A 21,087-nucleotide genomic window follows, 5' to 3' on the forward strand; every position below is an offset into this window, starting at 1 on the left:
CCGCCAGGATGCAGGGCCCGCGTTCGCGGAAGACGCGCGTGCGTCACGCCAAGACGCTCGGGCTTCAGTCCTCGGCCACGGCGGGAGGTGCCCACGCCCCGACGTGGCTTCGTCCCGAGTCGTCCCGCGTGACGGTGTGCAGCGTGCGGACGGGCTTGCCGGTGGCCGCGTCCAGCACGTGGTGGACGATGAGCGGCGTGACGGGGACCTCGGGCAGGGCTTCGTGGAGTTTCGCGAGGACGGCCTCGGGACTCTCGGCCTCGAGGACGAAGGCGGTGGCGTGGCCGGTGAGCGCGGAGTTGATGAGCACCTGGAGGTCCTGCGCGCCGCGAGGCTCGTCCGCCAGAATCACGTCCGGGTCCTGCCGGAGGAACGCGCGGACCACCTGCGCGAGCGGCGCGGTGTCATCCACCTTCACCATCCCGAGCCGCGCATCCACGGCGCGCGGGTGCTCCAGCGCGACGAGGACGTTGGTGAAGTCCGGCAGTGCTTCCATCGCCGCGTGGAGGGACGTGCTTCGTCCGGTGCCGCGCGCGCCGGAGAACACCACCGGCTGTCCCTGGAACAGCGTATCGAGCCGCAGGAAGCGCTCCGTGAGGAACGCGGCCTCCGAGGGCTTCATGCCCAACGAGGTGAACGGAGGCTGCGCGTCGCGGAGCTGACGGTCCCGGGCGTAGACGGTGACGCTGGGGGCGACAGGGCCCTCCTGGAACGTCACCCAGAAGAGGACGTCCGGGGCCTCCGCGCTGGGCGGATACGCCACGGTGCCACGCGCGGGGCGCGCCTCGTCCTGGCCTCGTTGGGACAGGGTGTGGAGGGCCTCGCTCAGCGACGCATGCAGCGCGGGAGCGAAGGGCTGACGCACGGGCAGCCGGTCTTGTCCGAGCATGCCCTGATGCCCGGGTGCATCGGCGCGGACGGTGAAGAACGAGGCGCCAGCCGTGAGGTCGTCCCCGTCGGCGTCGGCCCACACGGAGAAGACGAGGGTGCGCGTCCGCGCGGCGATGGAGAACAGGGCCGCCGCGGCCTCCTCGGGTGAAGCGGGGAGGGGCGGCGGACTGGGGACGGGGATGCCCTCGTCGGCGAACTGTTCGAGCAGACCGGCAATCAGCGCGGAGAGGGTCGTGGCGAGTGTGCTCAGGCGTGGGCTCCCGTGGGGTGCCGATGATGGCATGCGTCACGAGTCTTTGTGGTGACGATGACGAGGCTCGGGGCTACGAAGAGGGCATGAGCCAGGACTGGAATGCGACGAACGCGCCCACGACGGACTTCGACCCGGGCGCGGAGCACCGGGTGTTGACCGGAATGGTGGGCGCCTGGGAGGGCCTGACGCGCACATGGTTCGACCCGTCCGGTGCGCCCGAGGAGTCGCGCACCCACGCGAGCATCGAGCCGTTGCTCGGCGGGCGCTTTGTGCGCATCGACTACCACTCCACGGCGATGGGCAAGCCGCACGCGGGCCAGTTCATCCTCGGCTTCGACCGCACGGAGGAGCACTACACCGCGGCCTGGGTGGACAGCTTCCACATGAGCGCGAACATGATGGTCTCCACCGGCGCGCCTCGGGACGACGGACGCGTGTCGATGCTCGGAAGCTACACGGCGAGCATGTGCGACGAGCAGGGCGTCACGCAGAAGCAGCGCTGGGGCTGGCGCACGGTGATTCACCAGCCGGACGCGGACACCGTGGTCCTGGAGTCCTTCAACATCTGGCCCGAGGGCCGCGAGGACCGCGCGGTGGAGACGCGGCTGACGCGCCGCCGTCAGGGATAGTCACCGCGCTTCAGCGCACGCGGCGGAGCGAGGCCTTCGCGCCGGGCTCCACCGCCACCCGCATGTGCTCGGCCTCCTTGCGTGAGGGGAAGGTGTGCTCGAAGCCGCCCTCGACCGAAGGGAGGAGTCCCCTCGTCCGCGCGGCCAGCTCCACGCCTCGCACGGCGATGGAGCGCACTCTCCGCCGGTCCACTGCCACCCCGCCCTGCACGAGTTCGTCAGCCCGCACGGCAGGGTGTTCCAGGGCTTGGGCAGCGTCGCCGCTTCCTTCGCCGCGCCCTGGGGCGTGAGCTGGACGCGTGTCCCGCGCGCCCCGGGAAAAATCCTGGGACGTGGACTCCTCGGCGCGGGCGGAGGTGAGGGCGATGGACAATAGCAGGAAGAGGAGCGCCCGCCGGGCGTTGCGCATGGGATAACCCTGGCGGACGGACGGCGTGCGCGACCGGAGGGACGCGCGGGCAGGGCCCAGGGCCCGGTGAGAGGACGTGCATGAAGCTGGATGACCTGGTGCTGGCGTTGACTGTCTCGTTGCTTCGCGTGGAGCGCGAGCAGTGGCTGGACGTCCTGACGCGGTTGGAGACGAACCTGGGGTCGGGGTGGACGCTGCGGCTCCTGGAAGTGCCAGGGACGTACTCGGTGGGCGCGCGCACGCGAGAGGGACGCGAGCTGCCGCTGGAGGCGTGGCGCGAGGTGCTGGATGGCGAGGAGCTGGTGAGCGTCCGCGCCATGGACCTGGGGGGCCTGGGGCCCGGTGAGCTGCCGGACCACGTGGCCGCGGCCTTCGTCAACTCGGAGGCCCTGGTGCTGGACGTGCGCACGAAGCAGGGCAACACCCTCTACCAACTGGAGGTCGTCTTCAGCAGCTCCTCGCTCATCACTCCCCGGCAGTTCGTGGACTTCGCCCGGGCCCAGCCGAACGCGGAGCGCGTGCTGGAGGCACTCTCACTTGTCATCACCGACTCCAATACGATGAACCAGCGTCCCGCCGTGTCGGCGTCACAGGTGGCGGACTACCTGTGCTCGCGCGAGGGGGCGGCGCTGTTCGATTTGATTGGCGGGGACCTGCTCAAGGAACTCCAGTCCACGGTGCTCCGCCACGGCGGCGCGATGGTGCTCTCCGAGGACTTCCGCCCCTTCTTCCAGACGCTGGACCCGGACGACTTCGAGCGGAGCCTCTTGCCGCCGGAGCGACTGGCGGAGTTCGTCCCGTCGGACGAGCGGGTGTACCTGTCGGGCGATGACTTCGGGCGGGACTTCGTGGCGCTGGTGGAGGCGCAGCCCTTCGCGGAGGAGGTCTGGGCGCGCGCGGCGGAGAACCTCAACCGGTTCACCGCGCCGGATGCGACGCCATACACCTCCCAGTCGCTGAAGGAGTTGCTGGCCACGGCGGAGCCGGCGGCGGTGCATGGGATTCCCTCCGGCAATCTGATGGAGGAGCTCCAGATGACCTGCAAGGCGCGTGGCGCGGAGCTCATCATTCCGGAGCCATTGCGCGAGCGCGTGCGGGCGCAGGGGTACACGAAGGAGCAGCAGGCGAAGGACCCCGGGTTGATTCCGGAGCGGGAGCGACTGCGGCTGGTGCCCAATGACTCGCGCTACCAGATGTACCTGTTCAACGCGCTGAAGGTGGCGCGCTCGCCGCTCCTGTCGCCGCGCGCGACGACGAACACGCGGGCGGAGCTGCTGTCGAGCCTGAAGGACGCGGAGGAGTTCGCCACGCGCAAGGGCTCGCCCTTCGCCGAGGCCTTTGGACTGGCGCGCTTCATCCTGGAGAACACCGGTTTCCAGTTGCGTGACGCCGCGCCGGAGCGGCTGGCCGCGGTGCGCGAGGCGCTGCGGAGCGTGGGGCTGGGAGAGCGGGCGTGCGACGCGTTCGAGCGGCGCTTCTCGCTCGTGACGCTGTTCCAGGTGTTCCCCTCGTCCGAGGAACGGCTGAGGGGGCTGATGGCGTGCTCGGTGGCGGATGTCTTTGGCGGCATGGGCTCGTGGAACGACGAGTTCTTCGAGTCCGACGAGGACCAGGCCTGGTACGAGCGGGTGACGCAGCGGCTGTTCCGCGCGCTGCGCGAGTTCTTCGTGACGATGGTGAACGCGCGCTGAAGGCGCGTTACGCGTCGCGGTGGACGGTGCCCGGGGAGAACGCGGGCAGACAGATGGCGACGTACTCGGCACCCTCGGGCTCGGGGGTGCTGTAGCGGACCCACTCGCCCGGCTCGCAGATGACGGCCTGTCCGCCGCGCACGTCGAGGAACCCGCCCTTGTGCTCGACGCGCAGGACGCCGGCGAGGACGAGGGTGATTTCCTTGAACTCGGGCTTCTGGCCCGGCTCCTCCCAGCCGCCCGGACTGTTCATGTGGGCGACGCTGACGTCGGAGGTCTTGGTGGTGGCCCGGCCGACGAACTCATGAATGAGCTTCGGTTTGTTGCCCACGGCTGTCACGCGCATGGGAGCGGGAATCAGGGTTGGCATCGAAGGCTCAGAGAGACCGCAGGGTGGTGTGTCTGGGCTGGACACGTTACAGCACGCGGCTCCGGACACCCACCCCTTCCGAGTGAACCGCGGCACCTGCCACTGTTCGACGCGACAGGAACAGTCCGTCGCTACCGGATGTCACGCGCGCTACTTCGCGTCGGGCTTGGGCTCGGCCGGGACGGAGAAGCCGCCGCCCAGGGCGAGGTGGAGGTTGATGCGCTGAATCAACTGCTCGCTGCGCACGCGCAGCAGGGCGACTCGCGCCGCGTCCGCGAGGAGGGTCTGCTGGAGCAGCGCGAGCAGGTCGACCTTCCCGACGCGGTAGTCGACATTCAGGAGCTCCAACGCGCGCGCGTGCTCGGCGACGGCCCGCTCCAGGATGACGCGACGCTCGCCGAGCACGCGCGCGCTCGTCAGCGCGTTCTCCACCTCGTTCGTGGCGCGCAGGGCCGCGGACGCGTACGCGCCGAGCGCCGCCTCCTGCTCCGCCGTCCGCGCGCGCACCTGCGCCGCCAGGGCCCCGCCGTGGAAGAGGGGCGCGAGCAAGCCCGCCGCCACGCCTCCCGTGGGATTGGTGAGCGTCTCCTTCAGCACCACCACGTCGCTGTCGACCAGGCCCACGGCGCCCGTGAGGCGCAGCGAGGGAAGCCGCGCGGCCTTGGCCTCCTGCACGTGGTTGAACGCGGCGGCCACGCGGCGCTCTGCGGCCATCAGGTCCGGCCTCCGCTCGAGCACCGAGGCGGGAATGCCCGCGGGCACCGGGCCGGGCAGCTCGACGAGGGTGCCCCTGGGCTCCAGGGTCCCCGAGGGATAGCGCCCCGCGAGCAGCTCCACCGCGCGCACCGCCTGCACCCGCGTCAGCTCCAACTGCTTCACGGTGTCGCGGTACGAGTCCAGGTTCGCCTGCGCCAGCGCCAGCTCGTGTTCACTGATGACGCCGACCTGCAGCCGCGTGGTGGTGAGCTGGACCAGCTCCTCTCCCATCCTGACCCGCTCGACGGCGATGCCTTGCAGGAGGTGGGCTTCGGTGGCCAGCAGCCAGCCCTTGGCCAGGGTCGCCGCGAGGGACTGCCGGGCGAACTCGAATTCGGCCTCTGCCGCGGCCAGCGTCTCCCGGGCCGCGTTGCGGCGATAGCGGAGCTTGCCCCACAGGTCGACCTCCCAGCCGGCGGAGATTTCGATGCCGCGCAGCACACCCTCCAGCCCCTGGCCAAACCCGATGGATTCCTTCCCCTGCAGGTCGACCGTGGGAAGCAGCCCCGCGCGGGCGACGCCGAGCATCGCCGACGCCTGGTCCACCCGCGCCGAGGCGGAGCGGAGGTCCGGGTTGTGTCCGAGCGCCTCGGCGACCAGCGCCTGGAGCTGTTCGTCCTGGAACGTCGCCAGCCACCCGTCCTGGATGCCGCCCTCCGGTGCGCCCGCCGACGACCACGCGGTGGCGAGCGAGGTGTGAGGGAGTGCCTGTTTGACGACCTCGGGTCCTCGCGGCGGAGCGCGTGTGGGGCAGCCGCAGACGCCCCCGCCCACGACGAGCACCGTCCAGGCCCGGAGCCATCCCCACCGCCGGCGCTCGAACATGCTCCGCCCTTCCTCAGTGCAGCTTGAGAATCAGCCAGTCCAGCTTGGTGCCCACCCGGAGAATCACCTTGCGCAGCACGTGCACCGGGTGGAACGACTGGGTGTAGATGGCGGCGTGGCCGCGCGCTCCCGCCGGGAGGACCTCGTCCGCCTCCGACTTCTCGACCTTGAGCGTGACGGCGTAGCGCCCGGGAGGCGGGGCTTCCCCGCCCGTCTCGGGCAACACCCCCGAGGTGGGCAGCTGCCCCTGTCCGGTCGCCCAGACCACGGACTTGACGTGGCACTTGATGACGCGGTTCGGGAACGCCTGGAGGGTGACCTCCGCCTCGTCGCCCGGCTGGACCTGGTGCAGCTCGTTCTGATGGAAGTAGGCGACCACGTTCTGCTCGTCCTCCACGAAGCTCATGACAGGCGAGATGGGCAGCGCCGCCGCGTAGGAGCCCGCGCGAAGCTGGAGGTTCACCACCGTTCCATCCGCGGGCGCGTACGTCACGGTCTCCCGGAGGCGCCACTCCGCATCCGCCAGCGAGGCGAGCGCCTGCTGCTGTCCGGCTTCGGCCTGGGCGAGCTCCACGAGCGTGCCGTCCACCGTCCGCGCCTCGAGCCTCTGGGTGACCTGCCCCACGGCGGCGTTCGCCGCGGCCAGCTCACCCTCCAGGTTGCGGACCTCTGTCTCCACCTGCTGCAAGTCGAACTGAGTGCCGGAGCCATTGGAGGCGAGGACCTTGTGTTGCCGCACGCGCCGCCGGGACAGGTCAAGCCGGGCCGCGACGGAGGCCCTTCTGCCCTGGGCCGTCTTGCGTTCCAGTAACAGTTGCTTCTCGATGGCGCGAGCACCCGCGACCTTCGCGTCCAGCTCCCTCACCTTGGCCTTCAGCCCATCCACCTCAAACTGCGTGGACTCGGGGTCGATGCGGAAGAGCACATCGCCCTTCTTCACGGCGCTGTTGGGCTGGACGGGCACCTCGATGACGCGCCCGGAGACCCGAGGGACGACCTGCACGACGTAGTTCATCACCCGCGCGTCCGACGAGGACGGCGCGTACACGTTGGCCAGCAGGATGAGCATCGTGATGCCGATGATGGGCAGGGTGATGACGATGACCTGGGAGGTGAAGTTCCACGGCAGCAGCTTGAGCTTGAAGAAGACCAGCCAGACGACGCCCGCGTAGACGAGGAGCAGCAGCAGTTCCATCAGTGCGGCTCCCCTCTCTCTTCGGGGGACGGTCCTTCGGAGGGTGTGCCTGAGGGGGCCGGGAGCGCGGCCTCGTCGGCCTCGGGGCCGTGCGGAGGCGGGACCCGGTCATGCCCGTAGGCCAGCTTGTACAGGGACGGCTTGGAGTAGGCCCAGAGCCATGCCAGCGGCCACAGGAGCCCGCCGAAGAACAGCGACAGCAGGCACAGGGTCTTGATGGCATCCAGCTGCGGGTGATGGCGCTTCTCCGCGATTTTTTCCGGGAGGATGTGGAGCAGCCAGAACCCGGAGATGAGAATCACCGGGCCGATGATGATGACAATCCAGCTGAACACCTCCGCCGCGGTGTCCATCGCGTCGCCGCTGAGAAGCGACGCGTGCGCTGGACGCGGAGCCCACGCCGCCAGCCCCCACCATCGCAGCGCGGTGGTGGCCCCCCTTGGCCATCTCATGATGTCCGCCCCCTTGCTCCGACGACAAGCTATGAGGGGTTTCCCTACCGTCAAGGGGACGTTCGAGCGCGCGGCACTCCCGTCTGGCATCACTGTTCAGCGACCGGAGGGCCCCGCGCTTCCCGCCGGATACTCGCGCAGGGGGACTTCACCTCGCCGCCAGCCCGCGAGCACCGGCTCGACGATTCGCCACGCCTCCTCCACCTCGTCGTCCCGGAGGGTGAGCATGGGCTGTGCTCTCAACATGTCGAGCAGCAGGTTCGAGTACGCGAGCCGTCCGGTGGCATGCGACCGCAGCTCCAGGTCCTGGGTGACCAGCGTCAGCTCCGGCCCGTTGATGTTCACCGCGAGGCGGACGTAGGGCTCCGACAGGCCGATGCGCAGCACGTTCTGGCCACCAGGCTGGCCTCGGTAGGCGTGGTCCGGCTCGAAGCGGAAGTACACCGCCACCTCGGCGTGTGACTGGGCCAGCGCCTTGCCCGTACGCAGGACGAAGGGCACGCCCGCCCAGCGCCAGCTCGCCAGTTCGAGCGTGAGCTCCGCGAAGGTCTCCGTCTCGCGCGAGGCCTCGACTCCCCGCTCCCGGGCGTAGGCGGGCACCTTGTGTCCATCGATGTCGCCGTCCACGTACCGGGCGCGGACGCTGCGCTGGCGCACCTGCTCCGCGGTCATGGTCGGAATCGTCCGGAGCACGGCGGCGCGGGCGTCCCGGATGGAGCGCTCGTCGGAGCGGGCGGGCTGCTCCATCGCGACCAGCGCCAGCACCTCCAGGAGGTGGTTCTGAATCATGTCCCGGAGCGCTCCGGCGCGGTCGTAATACGACGCACGGCCCTCGACGGTGAGCGGCTCGTCCCAGGTGATGGTCACCCGCTCGATGTGTTGCTGATTCCAGATGGACTCGAGCACGCGGTTGCCGAACCGCAGGGCGAAGACGCGCTGGACCAGTTCATCCGACAGGAAGTGGTCGATGCGGAAGACCAGGGTGTCGGGGAAGCGCAGCCGCAGCAGTTCATTGAGGCGTTGGGCGGAGGCGAGGTCGACGCCGAAGGGCTTCTCGACCGCCACCACGCTGCCTTTCGGGAGGCTCGCCTCGGAGAGGGCCGTGAGCACCGGCTCGAACAGATGCGCGGGCAGGGCGAGGTAGGCGAGGACCGACGGGTGGATGCCGCCAAGCGCGCGCCGGAGGTCCTCGCCGCGCGTGGCATCCGCTCGCCGGTAGCGCAGGCGGCGGAGGACCTCCGTGCGAGTCCGCGCGGAGGCGCGCGTCGCATGCGCGTCCAGGGCCTCGCGCATGCGCTCGCGGAACTGCTCCTCGGTCCAGTCCATCCGGTCGACCCCGGTGAGGGTCAGCCCTTCGGGAGTCTTCTGCTGCTCGACGAGCTCCGCCACGGCGGGGAGGAGCAGCCGCGCCGTCAGGTCTCCCGAGGCGCCGATGATGACGAACGGGTCAATCATTCCCTCACCCTCCCGTCTACGAATGCATCGGGGGTGTGTGTCCCGTGGCCAGGAGGTAGGCGCAGTTCACGAGCGCCAGGTGGCTGAACGCCTGGGGGAAGTTGCCGAACAACCTGCGCTCCTTGGGCAGGTACTCCTCGGCGAGCAGGCCCACGTCGTTGCTGAGCTTCACGAGCTTGTCGAAGAACCGCTGGGCGTCCTCGGTCCGGCCCATGAGGTGGTAGGTGTTCGCGAGCCAGAAGGAGCATGCGAGGAACGCGCCCTCCTCGCCCTCGAGCCCGTCGACGCTGTCCTCCGTGAGGTAGCGCAGCACCAGCCCGTCCGGCATCAGCTCCTGCTCGATGGCGAGCACCGTTCCCACGACGCGAGGGTCGTCCGCCGGGAGGAAGCCGGTGAGGGGGATGAAGAGCAGGCTCGCATCCACTCCCTTCGAGCCGTAGTACTGGGTGAAGGTGTTGCGTTTGGCGTCGTAGCCCTTGCTGCACACCTCGTCGAAGATGGTCTGCCGCAGCTTCACCCACGGCGCCTTGTCCTCGCTCAAGCCGTACTCCTCAATCACTCGCACCCAGCGGTCCACGGCGGTCCACGCCGACACCTTGGAGGCGGTGAAGTCGTGCTTCGGCCCGCGCATCTCCCAGATGCCATGGTCCGGATGTGTCCAGACCTCGGAGACGCGCGTCGCGACGCTCTTGAGGGCCTTCCGGGCGCGCTCCGGCAAGGTGCCCTTCAGCTTCGCGTGGAGGTAGAGCACGCCGGCGAACTCGCCGAGGATGTCGAGCTGGAACTGCGAATAGGCTCCGTTGCCGATGCGCACGGGGCGAGCCCCTTCGTAACCGCTCAGCCAGTCCAGCGAGACTTCGGTGAGGCGGCGCTCGCCCCGGATGCCGTACATGATTTGCAGCTGGGTCGGGGCGCCTCCAATGGCGTTCACCAGCCAGTTGCCGAAGGCCTCCGCCTCGTCGGTGAGGTTGCCGAGCATGAGCGCGTTCAGCGTCAGGACCGCGTCGCGAATCCAGCAGAAGCGATAGTCCCAGTTGCGCTCTCCGCCTGGAGTCTCCGGGAGTCCGAAGGTGGGCGCGGCGACGAGCGCACCCGTGGGTTGGAAGCTGCATGCCTTGAGGGTGATGAGGGAGCGGATGACCTCGTCCTGGTACTTCGCGGGCAGGCGAATCTTCGAGGCCCAGTCCTCCCAGAAGGCCTGCGTCTCCCGCAGGGCGGCCTCCGCGTCCAGCACGTCGGGGATGTCGCTGTAGGGGCGGCCCCAGGAGAGCACGAAGGAAATCCGCTGGCCGGCGCGAACCGTGAACTCCGATTCGAACGGCGGGGGCGCCTCACCGGCTCCGCCTCGCAGGTAGAGGGCATCCGGGCCGGCGACGGCCGCGGAGGCACCGTCTCGCTTGCTGACCAGGGGCACGGTGTAGCCGTTGCCGAAACGGGGACGCAGATCGGAGCGCATCTTCACGGTGCCTCGGATTCCTTCCACCTGGCGCACCAGGTGCGGGCTGCCCTTCCGGATGGGCATGAAGTCCACGAGTCGCACCGCGCCTTCGTCCGTCACGAGCTCCGTTTCGACGATGAGCGTCTTGCCGCGGTAGCGGCGTTTCACCTCGCGCACGAGTGACGTCGGAGCCACCTTCCACCGCCCGTTGTCGGCGGTTCCCAGGAGCGAGGTGAAGCACGCGTCCGAGTCGAAGTCCGGGAGGCAGAGAAAGTCGATGGAGCCGTCCTTGGCGACGAGCGCGGCGGTGTACAGGTCGCCCAGGAGCGCATGGTCCTCGATGAGCAGGCCTGGTTCCGCCTGGGTCTCGCTGCCCCACCCTGTCCTCGGGGCCTCCCTCGTTTGCACGGTCTCTGTCGAAGCCATTTCATCCCCCCTGGGCATGTCTGTGCGTTGTGCGGGAAAGGTAGGCGCCGACACTTCGGATGCAATTCGGGCCCAGGGCTCGTCGTCGCGAAGCCCCAGCACGCGGGCGGCGGAGCGCTAGGGGGTTCGGGTCAGACAGCACACCCCCAGGCGTGTGCCGCCTCGGAACCTCGAAGAAGGACAGTGGCGACGAACGATGCGCGGGTCTCAGCGCGAAGTTCCCGCGTCGAGGACGCCGCCATCCAGCCATCGTGCCGGTGTCGTGTCGGAAGGCGCGCCCCAGGTAGAGCCGACAGGCGCGTCAACAGTCAAAGGTCCCGCGTCTTCGCGTGTGCCCGCGTCCAAGGACTCGAGGTCCATGCCGGAGCCGGGCTCTCCATCGAAGACGCGACGAAGGATGCGACCATCCACATGGACGGCATAGGCGGCGCCCGAGTCCAATGGAAGGACCTTGCCGTCACAGGCCGAGGGGTCCACGTCCATCCGGATGAAGATGATGTCGCCCTCCCGGATGAAGCGAAAGAGGCGAGCATCCTGTCGCTCCCAACAGTGTTTCCCCTGGTTCCCCGAGGGCAGGAAGTCGTTCGCCGCGAGCATCAGGGCCTTGAGCACCACGCCATCCAATTCGAGGGCGCTGCCGGAATCTTCCATCCCTCGCGCTGGCTGGGCGAAGAACTCCGGAAAGCGAAGAGCTGGGTCCACATCGATGGGGCGAGGGGGCATGGCTCGCGGACAACCCGCGACGAGCAGGAGCCATGGAACGAGCAATCGTCTCATCGGGCTTTCTCGAAGCAGGGGCTTCTCGTGGCGCGGAGCGTGAAGTCAGTGGCGTCTTCGTTCCAGGAGACGTGCGCGGTCTGTTCGCAGCTCCAGCGATTTCTTTCTCGAGTCCACTTCATGATGTGACCCGTCACGGGGACGTATTGGTGGAACCCGTCACAGGCGGGCTTCGAGAGGTCGTTCGCGAAGAACGCGACGATGGAGAGTCGAACGACGCCGTCCTTGGTCCGCGCCTCGAAGCCATGGGCGGAGCCTTGCTCCACGATGAAGCGGATGTCACCCCTGGACAGCGAGCTTCCGAACGGATGGTTGTGGAGCGCATAGATGTACTTGATGCTGTTTGGAGGGTAGCGCGAATCCTCGACGGTAGAGGGAAGCAGGCACGTCTTGAGTCGATGGAGTGGGTCCACCGCGGACTGGTCCGTGAGCTTGCTCACCATGTACTGGTCATCCGGCGTGTAATACACCCAGGCGCAGTACTCGCTCGACACGCGCCAGAACGTGCTGGCCTCCTGGTTGTCCGCGCGTCCCGCGCTCGCATGCGGTTTCGTGAGAATCCTTCCGCATGCCGCGAGCAGCGCATCTGAGTAGGACTCGAACGGTCCCAGCATGGGGCCAGGGAGCTTCTCGAGGATGGGTTGTCCTGGAGAGGGGCGGACGAGGTCGGGGTCACTCGGACGCGCGGGTGCGCACGCGAGCGCGAGCACAGCCCCGGACTGGAGGACGACGCGCGCCCTCACGAAGGCAATCCCCACACATCCATCGCGATGTCCGGCGGAGGCCGGTAGTCCTCGAGCCGAGGCATGGGCACGGGTTCGCCCGGTCCACCGGCGATGTCTTCGTACGTCAGCCAGCGTCCATCCGGCGCGGTGACGCGCGAGATGTAGTCCCACTCGCACGAGTCGTTGAAGATGACGAAGCACCACCCGTTGGAGCAGAGAATCGGCGTGTCGCCACCTCCGGAATCCTCCACGAGCTGGAGCTGCCGCGTCGATATCGTGACCTCACCCCGCTCCAACGCGTACAGCACCGCGAGCACCTCGTCCTCCGTCAGCTTGTGCTCGCTCGGCTGCTCCTGGAACTCCAGCCGGTTCCCGAACGGGTCCTCGCCGTGGAACCGCCGCACCCCCGGCACCGCGAAGTCCCACGTCACCGGACGCTTCGCCTCGTACATGCGCGAGGCCAGCGCATCCAGCGTCGCCACGCGGAAGGCCGGGTGCGCCTTCTTCGCCGGGATGAACGGCTCCTCCATGCCGAGATGAAGCCCCCGCCCGTCCGGCAGCTCGAACCAGAGCCCGCCCCGCTTCGCGAGTTCTGGGGGTTTGGGAATCTCTCGCAGCCCGAGCAGGTCGCCGTAGAAAACACGGCCTCTTGCCTCCTCGCCTCGGGGCATCGCGAGCTGGATGTGATCGAGCCCTTGAATCATGTTCGCCGCTCCCCCTGTCGTGGCGCGTGAGTCTGCCGGGACTCCTGGTGCGGCAGAAGGGCCTCGTGCTGGCCCCAGCCACGTGTCCCCAGGCCCGCGCCTGGTGACGCGCATGGCCGTGATTCCACGAGGTTCCGCCCCTATTGACGATTGGCAGGCGACTTGAAATGGAAGGTGCAGCGGGCGCAGTGTGCCCATCACCGACGCCTTTGTCGGACCCCTTTCCCTTTCAAGGACGCGCGATGCTTCCCGTCATCCTCGCCCTGCTCCTGTCGCAGACTCCGCCCGCAGCCAACCCGCGCCAGCAAGGCGTGCCCATCGGCAAGGGCAAGGTGCTGCCCACCGTGCGCCTCAGCGCGCCTTCCGGCGGTTGGACGGTGGACCGGATGCTGCTCATCGAGGGCACCGTCAGCGACCCCTCCATCGACCCCATCGTCGTGTCCCTCAACGGCGACCGCTACCTCATGCGCACCTTCAACGGGCGCTTCAGCCGCAAGTTCCCCGCGGCCAGCGGGAAGAACGTCGTCACGGTGATGGCCACGAATCAGGCCGGCACCGCGCGCACCCAGGCCACCAGCTACGCGCAGGTGCCGCCCGTCCCGTTCAAGGTCATCCTCACCAGCGACACCGACGGCGTGTACACGGACCTGCACGTCTACGAGCCCACCGACACCAGCGAGAAGGACGGCCAGCTCGCGGTCTCCTCCATGGCCCACGTGTACTGGGCGGACACCTCCAGCCCGTCCGGCGGCACCTTCTTCCTCAACTCGCAGGGCGGTGACTTCGACCAGCCCGCGTATGGCCCATACCTCTACATCCACCGCGCGCCGCCCAAGGGCGTGTACCTGGTGGCGACCAACTACTGGCCCAGCGGCGACAAGGCCCACACCCTGGCCACGCTCAACCTCGCGCTCTTCGAGGGCACGCCGAACGAGGTCCGCCGCATGGTGCGCATCCCCCTGGCCACGCCCGGCACCACGCGCGTGCTCGCCTGGGTGAATGTCCTCGGCGACGGGCAGGCGGAGGTCTACGTCCCCTCGCAGGACCCGAAGCCCACGCGCAAGGGCTGGCCCACGAACCTGGACGCGGCCCTCAAGGAGCTCCAGACGAATGGCGACGGCGGCGGCGAGGGCGACTACTGACGCGCGCTGTCTGACGCGCCCACGTCCACCACCATGCTCGCCCTGTCCCTGCTCCTGCTGTTGGAGGCCGCCGCGCCCGCGCCCGAGTCGCGCGACGTGCTGCTGCGCCGGCAGGTGGCCCAGGTCGCGCTCGCGCAGCTGAAGCAGCAGGACGCCTTGTGGCACCCGGACCAGCGCGACTGCGCGGGCCTCATCCGCTTCGCCTTCCGCACCGCCTACAAGCGCATCGCTCCGGAGCGCCTCGCCACGCCGCTGTGGACGGACGCGCGGGGCAAGCCCTCCGACTTCGCGGACGCGGAGACGTTGCTGCACCACAGCCTGGTGTTCCTGGGCCGTGACGAGGCCACGCGCGACGCGGTGCGCACCGGTGATGTGCTCGCGTTCCGCCAGGAGCAGGACTCAGGTCCCAACTTCCATCTCATGCTGGTGGTGCGCCCGGAGGACCGGGCCCATGCACCCGCGCGAGTCGTCTACCATCCGGGGGAGAAGGGCGCCGCCGTGCGCACCGGGCTCCTCCACAACCTCGCCGACGAGGCGCCACGAGAGTGGCGTCCGGTGCCCACCAACGGCGCCTTCCTCGGCTTCTTTCGTTTCAAGGAGTGGATGCCATGACATCTCCGTCGAGCCCTTCCCCGGGCACGCCGCCTCCGGCGAGCCCACCGCCTGGTCGCGGCGGTCCTCCCAAGGGCCTGTTGATTGGTGTGGGCGTTGTCGTCGTCGGCGCGGCGGTGGCGGGGGCCTTTGTCCTCGGCCGTCGCTCCAGCTCGTCCTCCGGCGGTGACGAGGGTCCCAGCACTCCGCTCATGAGCGGCGCGAGCACGAACCCTGTCGCGGCCGCGCAGGTGGAGGGATTGCCGGAGCCGACCACCGCGGAGCTGGAGGTGCCCGGTACTGTTGCTCCCCAGGCCGTCTGGTTGGACGTGCACCATCCGCCCAAGGTGCGTGACGCGCTGGCGCGCAACACGTGGCTGCGCTCGCAGTTGTCGCAGCCGCTGGGGCAGGGCTTCGTGGGCGGCTGGGCCGCGTTCTTCGGCTCCACGGGCGAGGACCTGAAGGGCGACTTCAAGGGCGCGGTGTTGGACCTGCTGGTGGGCCGCGTGGGCAACACGCCGTTCCGCGTGGCGTGGTTCGCCGGTGATGCGCGCGCGAGCACGCCCGCGTTCATCGTTCCCAAGGCGACGAAGTCCGCGACGGCGGCCTTCAACGCGCTGGACGCGGTGGCGAGCCGAGGCACCCTCACGGCGAAGACGTGCCCGGGTGGCACGCCCACCGCCGTCGCCGAGGGGCTGGAGCTGAAGCGCTGGCTGGTGGCGGAGCAGACGCTGTGGGCGGGCAAGACGCCGGACCGTCTGGTCATGGCGCGCCACCCCGTCGCGGTGCTCCAGGGCCTGTGCGCCGAGGTGCCGGAGCTGAGCGCCGAGGACAACGTCGACGTGGAGCTGGGTTTCCAGCCCGAGTCGTTCGGCCGCGACGCGCAGCTGTTCGCGCACGTGCTGGGGCTGTCGCCGGACACGCGCCTCCAGTTCGGCGTGGAGGGTGACCGCCTGGTGGGCCGGGGCATCGCCGGCGAGCTGATGGAGGGCACCGTGCGCCTGGACAAGGCGGCGCTGTCCGACGAGCTGCTGAAGCTGGTGCCGGAGGAGACGCCGGTGCTGCTGGCCATGCAGCTGAAGCTGCCGGAGACGCTGTCGGCGGAGACGCTGAAGGCGTTCTGGAAGTCGGGCGGCGAGGGGGCGACGCGCACGCGGCAGGTGGCGGTGGTGTGGACGCCGCGCGGGGACTCGGCGCTGCCTCAGGAGGTGGCGGTGCTGTGGGGTCGGCCCGAGGATGGGACCGCGCTGGAGGGCTTCTTCTCCGGAGGGTCGAGCAGGCTGCAGCAGGCCACGCTGTGCAACCACGTGGTGCTGGCGTCGAGCGAGGCGGAGCTGAACGCGCTGCGCATGTCGTGCGCGGGCAGCAAGCCGAGCATGCTCGCCGCGCCGGGGCCGGTGCTGGCGGGGCTGCGTGAGCCGGGCTCGTTGGCCTTCGGGGTGAATCTGGGACGGCTGCTCAGCGGCCTCACCATGGACGGTTTCCTGTCCGAGTCCCGAGTGGGGCGCAACGCGCCGATTCCGAAGGCGGCGCCCCCTGAAATCGAAGCGGCGCGGCGCGACCTGGAGTCGCTGCCGTACCTGGGCCTGCGCGGCACCGTGCAGGGCGATTCGCTGGTTCCTGGAGGTTTCGGGTCATGAGGATGGTAGCTCGACTCGCGGTACTGACGGCGGTGGCGCTGTCCGGCGTGGCGATGGCCAAGCCGCTCTACATCACCGTGCCGCGCTCGTATGGCAGCGGCGAGCCGGTGGCGGTGGACGTGGCCTTCGAGGACAAGGGGCCGGTGGAGTTGCGCGTCCTCAAGCCCGACAACGTGGATGCGTTCATCCGCGCCCAGGGCGACCTGCGGCGCGCGTACCAGACGCCGCCGACGATGAACAACCCGGGCCGCGCGCTCAGCCGCGGCGTCAACGCGGTGGGCCTGCCGGGCCGGTGGTTGCTCGACGGGCTCAACCAGAACTTCCGCGAGGACATGCTGACCGTCCTGCCGCCCGCGCCCAACGTGCCCGGCTCCAACGAGCCGTTGGCCAAGGTGGCCGAGGGCGCCAAGAAGCTGGTGGGCGTGCCGCCGGGCTTCACCGTGACTCGCAGCCAGTGGCTCAACCTGGACCTGGGGGGCGCCGAGCGCGACTTCAACGTGCCCGGCTTCAACTCGAGCGGTGGCTACGGCTTCCAGGAGCGCCGCGTGCTGCTGGCGCCGCTGCCGGCCGGCACCTACGTCCTCCAGTTGGTGCAGGGGCTCGTCGAAGGTCAGGTGGTGCTCGTCGTCAGCGACTTGACGGTGCAGCTGAAGCAGACGGATGGCGAGGTGCTGGTGCGCGTGGCCGGCAAGGACCAGAAGCCGGCCGTGGGCGCGCAGGTGCAGGTGTACCTGCCCAAGGGCAAGGGCCCCGCGGGGAAGACGGACGCCAAGGGCGAGGTGCGGCTGGACGTGACGGAGCCGCGCATCATCGCCACCGCGTCGGTGGGCGCCGACACTGCGATTGTCGACACGGACTTCTACTCCACGCTGGCGGTGGCGCCGGACGTGTTCATCTACAGCGACCGGCCCATCTACAAGCCGGGCCACGAGGTGAAGTTCCGCGGCGTGCTGCGCCAGCCGGACACCTTCCTCGCGCGGCTGTTCACGCCGAAGAAGAAGGACGTGGTGGTGAAGCTCGTCTCGCAGGAGGGCCGCGCGCTCACCACGCGCGTGTCGGTGGACGAGTTCGGCGCCTTCCACGGCACGCTCAAGGTGCCTGATGATTTGGGCACGGGCGTGCTGCGCGTGGAGGCGGAGCTGGACGGTCAGCCGCACCAGGGCGAGGCGCGCGTGCAGGACTACGTGAAGCCGACCTTCTACCTGGAGGCGGAGCCCGAGTCGGAGACGGTGGTGCCCGGCCAGTCGCTGCGCGTGAAGGTTCGCGCGCGTCGCTACGCGGGCGGCGTGCCCGCTGGCGCGAAGTATGAGGTGTTCCTGTACCGCAGCCTGCTGGACGCGCCCGCGTGGGTGGATGACGCCGGCAAGGGTGGCCAGGGCAGCGACGTGACGTACGGCTCGCAGTCCAGCAACGAGGGCAAGCTGAGCGTGCCGGAGCGGCTGTACTCCTCCGTGGCGGAGCGCGGAGTGACCGAGGACCCGTGGGCCAGCGCCACCGGCTTCGATGCGAGCGGCGAGGCGGCGATTGAGGTCGCGGTGCCGGAGCTGAAGGCGGGGGAGGAGCGGCTGCCGTATCGCTACTCGCTCACCGTGCGCGCGCGGGATGACCAGGAGACGTTCGCCAACTCGACGACGTCGTTCTTCCTGTCGAAGGTGGAGGTGCTGGGCACGGCGCGCTACTCGGACGCGGTGGTGGCCAAGGGCGGCGAGGCGCTGCTGTCGGTGCGCGCGACGACGCTGTCGGGCAAGGCCTACGGCGTCACGCAGGGCGAGGTGGAGTTCGTGCTGCGCAAGGCGGACGGCGCGGAGAAGAGCCTGGGCAAGCGCTCGTTCACCACGGCGGCGGACGGGACGCACCGCGAGAAGGCGCCCACGTCGGATGTGGGCGCGGTGCTGGCGCGCGTGGTGGTGAAGGACAAGCGCGGCGAGACGTGGCAGGGCGAGGAGTCGCTGCTCGTCATCGGCTCGGCGGACGAGGCGGTGGCCCAGGTGCCCAACCTCACGCTGGCGTCGCTGTCGGGCACGCTGGAGCCGGGGGACTCGGCGCGGATGGTGGCGCTGATGCCGGATGGCTGGGGCGCGGGTGGCCGTGACGCGGGCCCGGTGTGGGTGACGCTGGCGGGCGCCAGCATTCATGACACGCAGGTGGTGGAGCTGACGGGCCGCACGCTGGTGCACAGCTTCAGCGTGGAGAAGCGGTTCGGCGGCGCGGTGTATGCGTCCGTGGCGTACCCCACGGCGACGGGCCGCTGGGAGGAGCGCACGGTGGCGTTCCGCGTGATTCCGCGCGAGCGCACGCTCACCGTGGAGCTGCAGCCGCGTCGCGCCGAGGCCACGCCGCTGACCGAGCAGACCATCGACGTGCGTGTGGTGGACCACCAGGGCAAGGGTGTCGTCGCGCAGCTGTCGCTGGGCGTGGTGGACAAGGCCGTCTACGCCATCCAGTCCGAGTTCCGTCCCAAGGTGCTCGACTTCTTCTACCCGCCGACGCGCAACAACGTGTCCAACTTCTACTCCTCGGAGTTCCAGGGGTACGGGTACGGCGAGGCGCTGGCGCGGAAGATGGCGGGGCTGCCGGACCATGCCTTCGCGTCCATCAAGCCGCCCAGCCGTCAGGCGAAGGACATGGAGAAGGACACCGCCCACTGGGATCCGACGGTGGTGACGGACCGCGATGGCCGCGCCACGGTGCGCTTCACGCTGCCGTCCAACCAGACGTTGTGGGTGGTGACGGCGGTGGCGGCGGACACGTCCGGTCGCTTCGGCGAGGGGACGTCCGAGTTCGCCACGCGCGGCGGTCTCAACCTCTACGCGTCGCTGCCGCAGTTCCTGCGCGAGGGTGACGAGGCGCTGGCCTCCATCCGCCTGTCGGCGGGTGAGAAGTCGCCGGCCAGCCAGTTGCTGGAGGTGAAGCTCGCGTCGCTGGGTGCGCTGAAGGCGGACCAGTCGCAGCACAAGGTGGAGCTGGCGAAGGGTGGCGAGCAGGTGGTGCCGCTGACGCTGCGTGCTTCCTCGACGGGTGACGCGCAGCTCGCGGTGGACGTGTCGGGAGGCAAGGACCCGCTGAAGGACCGCAAGCTGTTCCAGGTGGAGCCGGCGGCGGTGGAAGACGCCGTCAAGGTGAGCGCCTGGGGTGGTGGCGCGCTGGAGGTGCCGGCGGCGAAGGAGGCGACGCTGACGCGCGTGGAGCTGGTGCTCCAGCCGTCCATCGTCGACGCGGCGCTGTCCAACGTGCGCGAGCTCCTGACGTACCCGTACGGGTGCCTGGAGCAGCTCGTGTCGACGACGGTGCCCAACGTGGCGGTGTACCAGGTGCTCCAGCAGGCGGGCGCGCTGGCGAAGCTGGACACGGACACGCAGGCGCTGCTCGCGGAGGCGCGCAGCCGTTCGGTGCAGGGCACCGCGCGCATCCTCAACCTGTCGGTGAAGGGCGGTGGCTTCACGTGGTTCGGTGGCTACAACACGCCGAGCCTGCCGCTGACGCTCATCGCGCTGGACGGTCTGGCGTACGCGGCGGAGGCGGGCCTGGTGGACCGCGCGGACCCGCGCCTGGTGGAGAGCGCGCGTTGGCTGGAGGCGCAGGAGGGCCTGCCGCCCGAGTACGAGGCCACGCGGGCCTACGTGCTGGCGCGGCTGGAGGGGCCGAAGCAGGCGGCGCGTGTGCGTGCGCTGGTGGAGGCTTCCGAGTCCGGTGAGCTGTACCCGCTGGCGCTGGCGGTGCTCGCGGCGGAGAAGGCGGGCGTCATCAAGGAGCCGGCGCTCCAGGCTCGCATCAACGCGCTGGTGAAGCGCAGCTCGGAGGGCTTCACCACGCTGGCCGCGTACAAGCCGGGCCAGGAGCTGGAGATGTCGGAGGCGTTCTTCCGCTTCCCACTGCGGCGCGTGGGCATGACGGCGATTGCCGCGCACGCGGCGTCGTTCGGCACGCTGGACGTCACCCGCGCTCGCAAGCGCATCCTGGAGATGCTGTCGGAGCCGGACCTGTCGACGTTCGACCGGAGCACCGCGCTCCTGCACTCGCTGTGGCTGCTGGAGCGCGACGCGAAGGCGTTCAAGGGCATGACGCCGCCGGAGGTGAAGGGCATCCAGGGCGGGGTGAAGTTCTCGCCGCGCGGCATGGGGCTCGTCGCGACGCTGGCTCCGGGGACGCGCACGGTGGACGTGGGCGGCTTCGACGGCGTGGCGACGTTGCAGGCCACCGCGCTCACGCCGCTGTCCGCGGTGCGTGCCCAGGCGGAGGGCATGTCGATTTCACGTGCGTACTACGCGCTGCGCGAGGGCGGGAAGGTGAAGCTCGGCGCGGGGGACACGGTGTCCCAGGGCGAAGAGGTCTACGTGGAGCTGACGATGGACGCGCGCGGGAGCAACAAGGTGCGTTCGGCGTACTACGTGGTGGAGGACGCGGTGCCCGCGGGCTTCGTGGCGCTCCAGGAGGACAAGGCGTTCCGCGGTCCTCCGCACTCGTTGCCGCTGGTGCCGGAGGCGCTCAAGCGCCGGGTGCTGAGCCCGGAGCGGGCGACGTTCTTCTTCGAGGAGCCGGCGTGGTGGAGCGACAGCCCGCGCACGGTGGGCTACGTGCTGCGCGCGCAGTTCCCCGGCACGTTCTCCGCGCCCCCCGCGAGCATCGAGGACATGTACGCCGCGAGCATCCACGGCCGCACGGCCGCGGACTCGCTGAAGGTGGTGCCGTCGAAGAAGGGCACGGGAGACCTGTAGTCG

General features: G+C 69.7%; 17 protein-coding genes. 6 read left to right on the forward strand and 11 right to left on the reverse strand.

Annotated features, from left to right (window positions below):
• Window positions 1-64 precede the first annotated feature (64 nt).
• The gene (locus FJV41_RS14600; RefSeq protein ID WP_141643084.1) at window positions 65-1,174 is read right to left on the reverse strand and encodes an ATPase, T2SS/T4P/T4SS family; all 1,110 of its coding nucleotides are present in this window, start codon (window positions 1,172-1,174) and stop codon (window positions 65-67) included.
• Between FJV41_RS14600 and FJV41_RS14605 the strand changes: the two genes are divergently transcribed.
• Complete coding sequence (locus FJV41_RS14605) at window positions 1,165-1,773, forward strand: DUF1579 domain-containing protein (RefSeq protein WP_141643085.1); 609 nt, start codon at window positions 1,165-1,167, stop codon at window positions 1,771-1,773. The genes FJV41_RS14600 and FJV41_RS14605 overlap by 10 nt on opposite strands.
• A 10-nt stretch (window positions 1,774-1,783) precedes the next feature.
• Here FJV41_RS14605 and FJV41_RS14610 read toward each other — a convergent pair whose 3' ends face one another.
• Complete coding sequence (locus tag FJV41_RS14610) at window positions 1,784-2,002, reverse strand: hypothetical protein (RefSeq protein WP_141643086.1); 219 nt, start codon at window positions 2,000-2,002, stop codon at window positions 1,784-1,786.
• Window positions 2,003-2,262: 260 nt separating this feature from the next.
• Here FJV41_RS14610 and FJV41_RS14615 point away from each other — a divergent pair, with 260 nt between their 5' ends.
• Window positions 2,263-3,873 (forward strand): hypothetical protein, encoded by a 1,611-nt coding sequence (locus tag FJV41_RS14615; protein ID WP_141643087.1) that lies wholly within the window; start codon window positions 2,263-2,265, stop codon window positions 3,871-3,873.
• Between the two features lie 7 nt (window positions 3,874-3,880).
• On the opposite strand, the gene FJV41_RS14620 is transcribed toward FJV41_RS14615, so the two are convergent.
• The 9 genes from FJV41_RS14620 to FJV41_RS53120 all read right to left on the reverse strand — a co-directional run bounded on the left by FJV41_RS14620 (window position 3,881) and on the right by FJV41_RS53120 (window position 12,996).
• Window positions 3,881-4,243, reverse strand: a complete 363-nt coding sequence (locus tag FJV41_RS14620) for a cupin domain-containing protein (protein WP_141643088.1) — start codon at window positions 4,241-4,243, stop codon at window positions 3,881-3,883.
• A gap of 150 nt (window positions 4,244-4,393) precedes the next feature.
• The gene (locus tag FJV41_RS14625; RefSeq protein ID WP_141643089.1) at window positions 4,394-5,824 is read right to left on the reverse strand and encodes an efflux transporter outer membrane subunit; all 1,431 of its coding nucleotides are present in this window, start codon (window positions 5,822-5,824) and stop codon (window positions 4,394-4,396) included.
• A gap of 13 nt (window positions 5,825-5,837) precedes the next feature.
• Window positions 5,838-7,019: an HlyD family secretion protein gene (locus tag FJV41_RS14630; RefSeq protein WP_141643090.1), complete on the reverse strand. Its 1,182-nt coding sequence runs from the start codon at window positions 7,017-7,019 to the stop codon at window positions 5,838-5,840.
• Window positions 7,019-7,471 carry a DUF3302 domain-containing protein gene (locus FJV41_RS14635; RefSeq protein WP_141643091.1) on the reverse strand — a complete coding sequence of 151 codons (453 nt, stop codon included), beginning with the start codon at window positions 7,469-7,471 and terminating at the stop codon, window positions 7,019-7,021. Before FJV41_RS14635 ends, FJV41_RS14630 begins: the two co-directional genes overlap by 1 nt.
• Window positions 7,472-7,567: 96 nt before the next feature.
• Window positions 7,568-8,926, reverse strand: a complete 1,359-nt coding sequence (locus FJV41_RS14640; RefSeq protein ID WP_141643092.1) for a glucose-6-phosphate dehydrogenase — start codon at window positions 8,924-8,926, stop codon at window positions 7,568-7,570.
• A gap of 16 nt (window positions 8,927-8,942) precedes the next feature.
• Complete coding sequence (locus FJV41_RS14645) at window positions 8,943-10,790, reverse strand: glycoside hydrolase family 15 protein (protein ID WP_141643093.1); 1,848 nt, start codon at window positions 10,788-10,790, stop codon at window positions 8,943-8,945.
• 207 nt (window positions 10,791-10,997) lie between these two features.
• A complete protein-coding gene (locus tag FJV41_RS14650) occupies window positions 10,998-11,567 on the reverse strand; it encodes a hypothetical protein (protein ID WP_141643094.1) in 570 nt (189 codons plus the stop codon).
• On the reverse strand, window positions 11,564-12,181 hold the full coding sequence (locus tag FJV41_RS14655) for a hypothetical protein (RefSeq protein WP_246137212.1): 618 nt from the start codon (window positions 12,179-12,181) through the stop codon (window positions 11,564-11,566). Before FJV41_RS14655 ends, FJV41_RS14650 begins: the two co-directional genes overlap by 4 nt.
• Before the next feature lie 125 nt (window positions 12,182-12,306).
• Complete coding sequence (locus FJV41_RS53120; protein WP_220137855.1) at window positions 12,307-12,996, reverse strand: DUF7693 family protein; 690 nt, start codon at window positions 12,994-12,996, stop codon at window positions 12,307-12,309.
• A gap of 242 nt (window positions 12,997-13,238) precedes the next feature.
• Between FJV41_RS53120 and FJV41_RS14665 the strand changes: the two genes are divergently transcribed.
• From FJV41_RS14665 to FJV41_RS14680, 4 genes are read left to right on the forward strand one after another with little or no spacing between them, the layout of a single operon-like run.
• On the forward strand, window positions 13,239-14,138 hold the full coding sequence (locus tag FJV41_RS14665) for a DUF2135 domain-containing protein (protein ID WP_141643095.1): 900 nt from the start codon (window positions 13,239-13,241) through the stop codon (window positions 14,136-14,138).
• Window positions 14,139-14,171: 33 nt separating this feature from the next.
• Complete coding sequence (locus tag FJV41_RS14670; protein ID WP_141643096.1) at window positions 14,172-14,750, forward strand: DUF1175 family protein; 579 nt, start codon at window positions 14,172-14,174, stop codon at window positions 14,748-14,750.
• Entirely contained in the window at window positions 14,747-16,369 is a 1,623-nt protein-coding gene (locus FJV41_RS14675) for a hypothetical protein (RefSeq protein ID WP_246137213.1), read from the forward strand. Before FJV41_RS14670 ends, FJV41_RS14675 begins: the two co-directional genes overlap by 4 nt.
• Window positions 16,366-21,084: an alpha-2-macroglobulin family protein gene (locus FJV41_RS14680; protein ID WP_141643098.1), complete on the forward strand. Its 4,719-nt coding sequence runs from the start codon at window positions 16,366-16,368 to the stop codon at window positions 21,082-21,084. The genes FJV41_RS14675 and FJV41_RS14680 overlap by 4 nt, the downstream gene beginning before the upstream one ends.
• Window positions 21,085-21,087: the final 3 nt, after the last annotated feature.

This window comes from Myxococcus llanfairpwllgwyngyllgogerychwyrndrobwllllantysiliogogogochensis (assembly GCF_006636215.1).
Classification (GTDB): Bacteria; Myxococcota; Myxococcia; order Myxococcales; family Myxococcaceae; genus Myxococcus; species Myxococcus llanfairpwllgwyngyllgogerychwyrndrobwllllantysiliogogogochensis.

Coding starts and splice junctions, on each gene's coding strand:
- FJV41_RS14605 (WP_141643085.1), top strand. CDS start 1,165: ATGATGGCATGCGTCACGAGTCTTTGTGGTGACGATGACGAGGCTCGG.
- FJV41_RS14600 (WP_141643084.1), bottom strand. CDS start 1,174: ATGCCATCATCGGCACCCCACGGGAGCCCACGCCTGAGCACACTCGCC.
- FJV41_RS14615 (WP_141643087.1), top strand. CDS start 2,263: ATGAAGCTGGATGACCTGGTGCTGGCGTTGACTGTCTCGTTGCTTCGC.
- FJV41_RS14620 (WP_141643088.1), bottom strand. CDS start 4,243: ATGCCAACCCTGATTCCCGCTCCCATGCGCGTGACAGCCGTGGGCAAC.
- FJV41_RS14625 (WP_141643089.1), bottom strand. CDS start 5,824: ATGTTCGAGCGCCGGCGGTGGGGATGGCTCCGGGCCTGGACGGTGCTC.
- FJV41_RS14630 (WP_141643090.1), bottom strand. CDS start 7,019: ATGGAACTGCTGCTGCTCCTCGTCTACGCGGGCGTCGTCTGGCTGGTC.
- FJV41_RS14635 (WP_141643091.1), bottom strand. CDS start 7,471: ATGAGATGGCCAAGGGGGGCCACCACCGCGCTGCGATGGTGGGGGCTG.
- FJV41_RS14640 (WP_141643092.1), bottom strand. CDS start 8,926: ATGATTGACCCGTTCGTCATCATCGGCGCCTCGGGAGACCTGACGGCG.
- FJV41_RS14645 (WP_141643093.1), bottom strand. CDS start 10,790: ATGGCTTCGACAGAGACCGTGCAAACGAGGGAGGCCCCGAGGACAGGG.
- FJV41_RS14650 (WP_141643094.1), bottom strand. CDS start 11,567: ATGAGACGATTGCTCGTTCCATGGCTCCTGCTCGTCGCGGGTTGTCCG.
- FJV41_RS14655 (WP_246137212.1), bottom strand. CDS start 12,181: ATGCTGGGACCGTTCGAGTCCTACTCAGATGCGCTGCTCGCGGCATGC.
- FJV41_RS53120 (WP_220137855.1), bottom strand. CDS start 12,996: ATGATTCAAGGGCTCGATCACATCCAGCTCGCGATGCCCCGAGGCGAG.
- FJV41_RS14665 (WP_141643095.1), top strand. CDS start 13,239: ATGCTTCCCGTCATCCTCGCCCTGCTCCTGTCGCAGACTCCGCCCGCA.
- FJV41_RS14670 (WP_141643096.1), top strand. CDS start 14,172: ATGCTCGCCCTGTCCCTGCTCCTGCTGTTGGAGGCCGCCGCGCCCGCG.
- FJV41_RS14675 (WP_246137213.1), top strand. CDS start 14,747: ATGACATCTCCGTCGAGCCCTTCCCCGGGCACGCCGCCTCCGGCGAGC.
- FJV41_RS14680 (WP_141643098.1), top strand. CDS start 16,366: ATGAGGATGGTAGCTCGACTCGCGGTACTGACGGCGGTGGCGCTGTCC.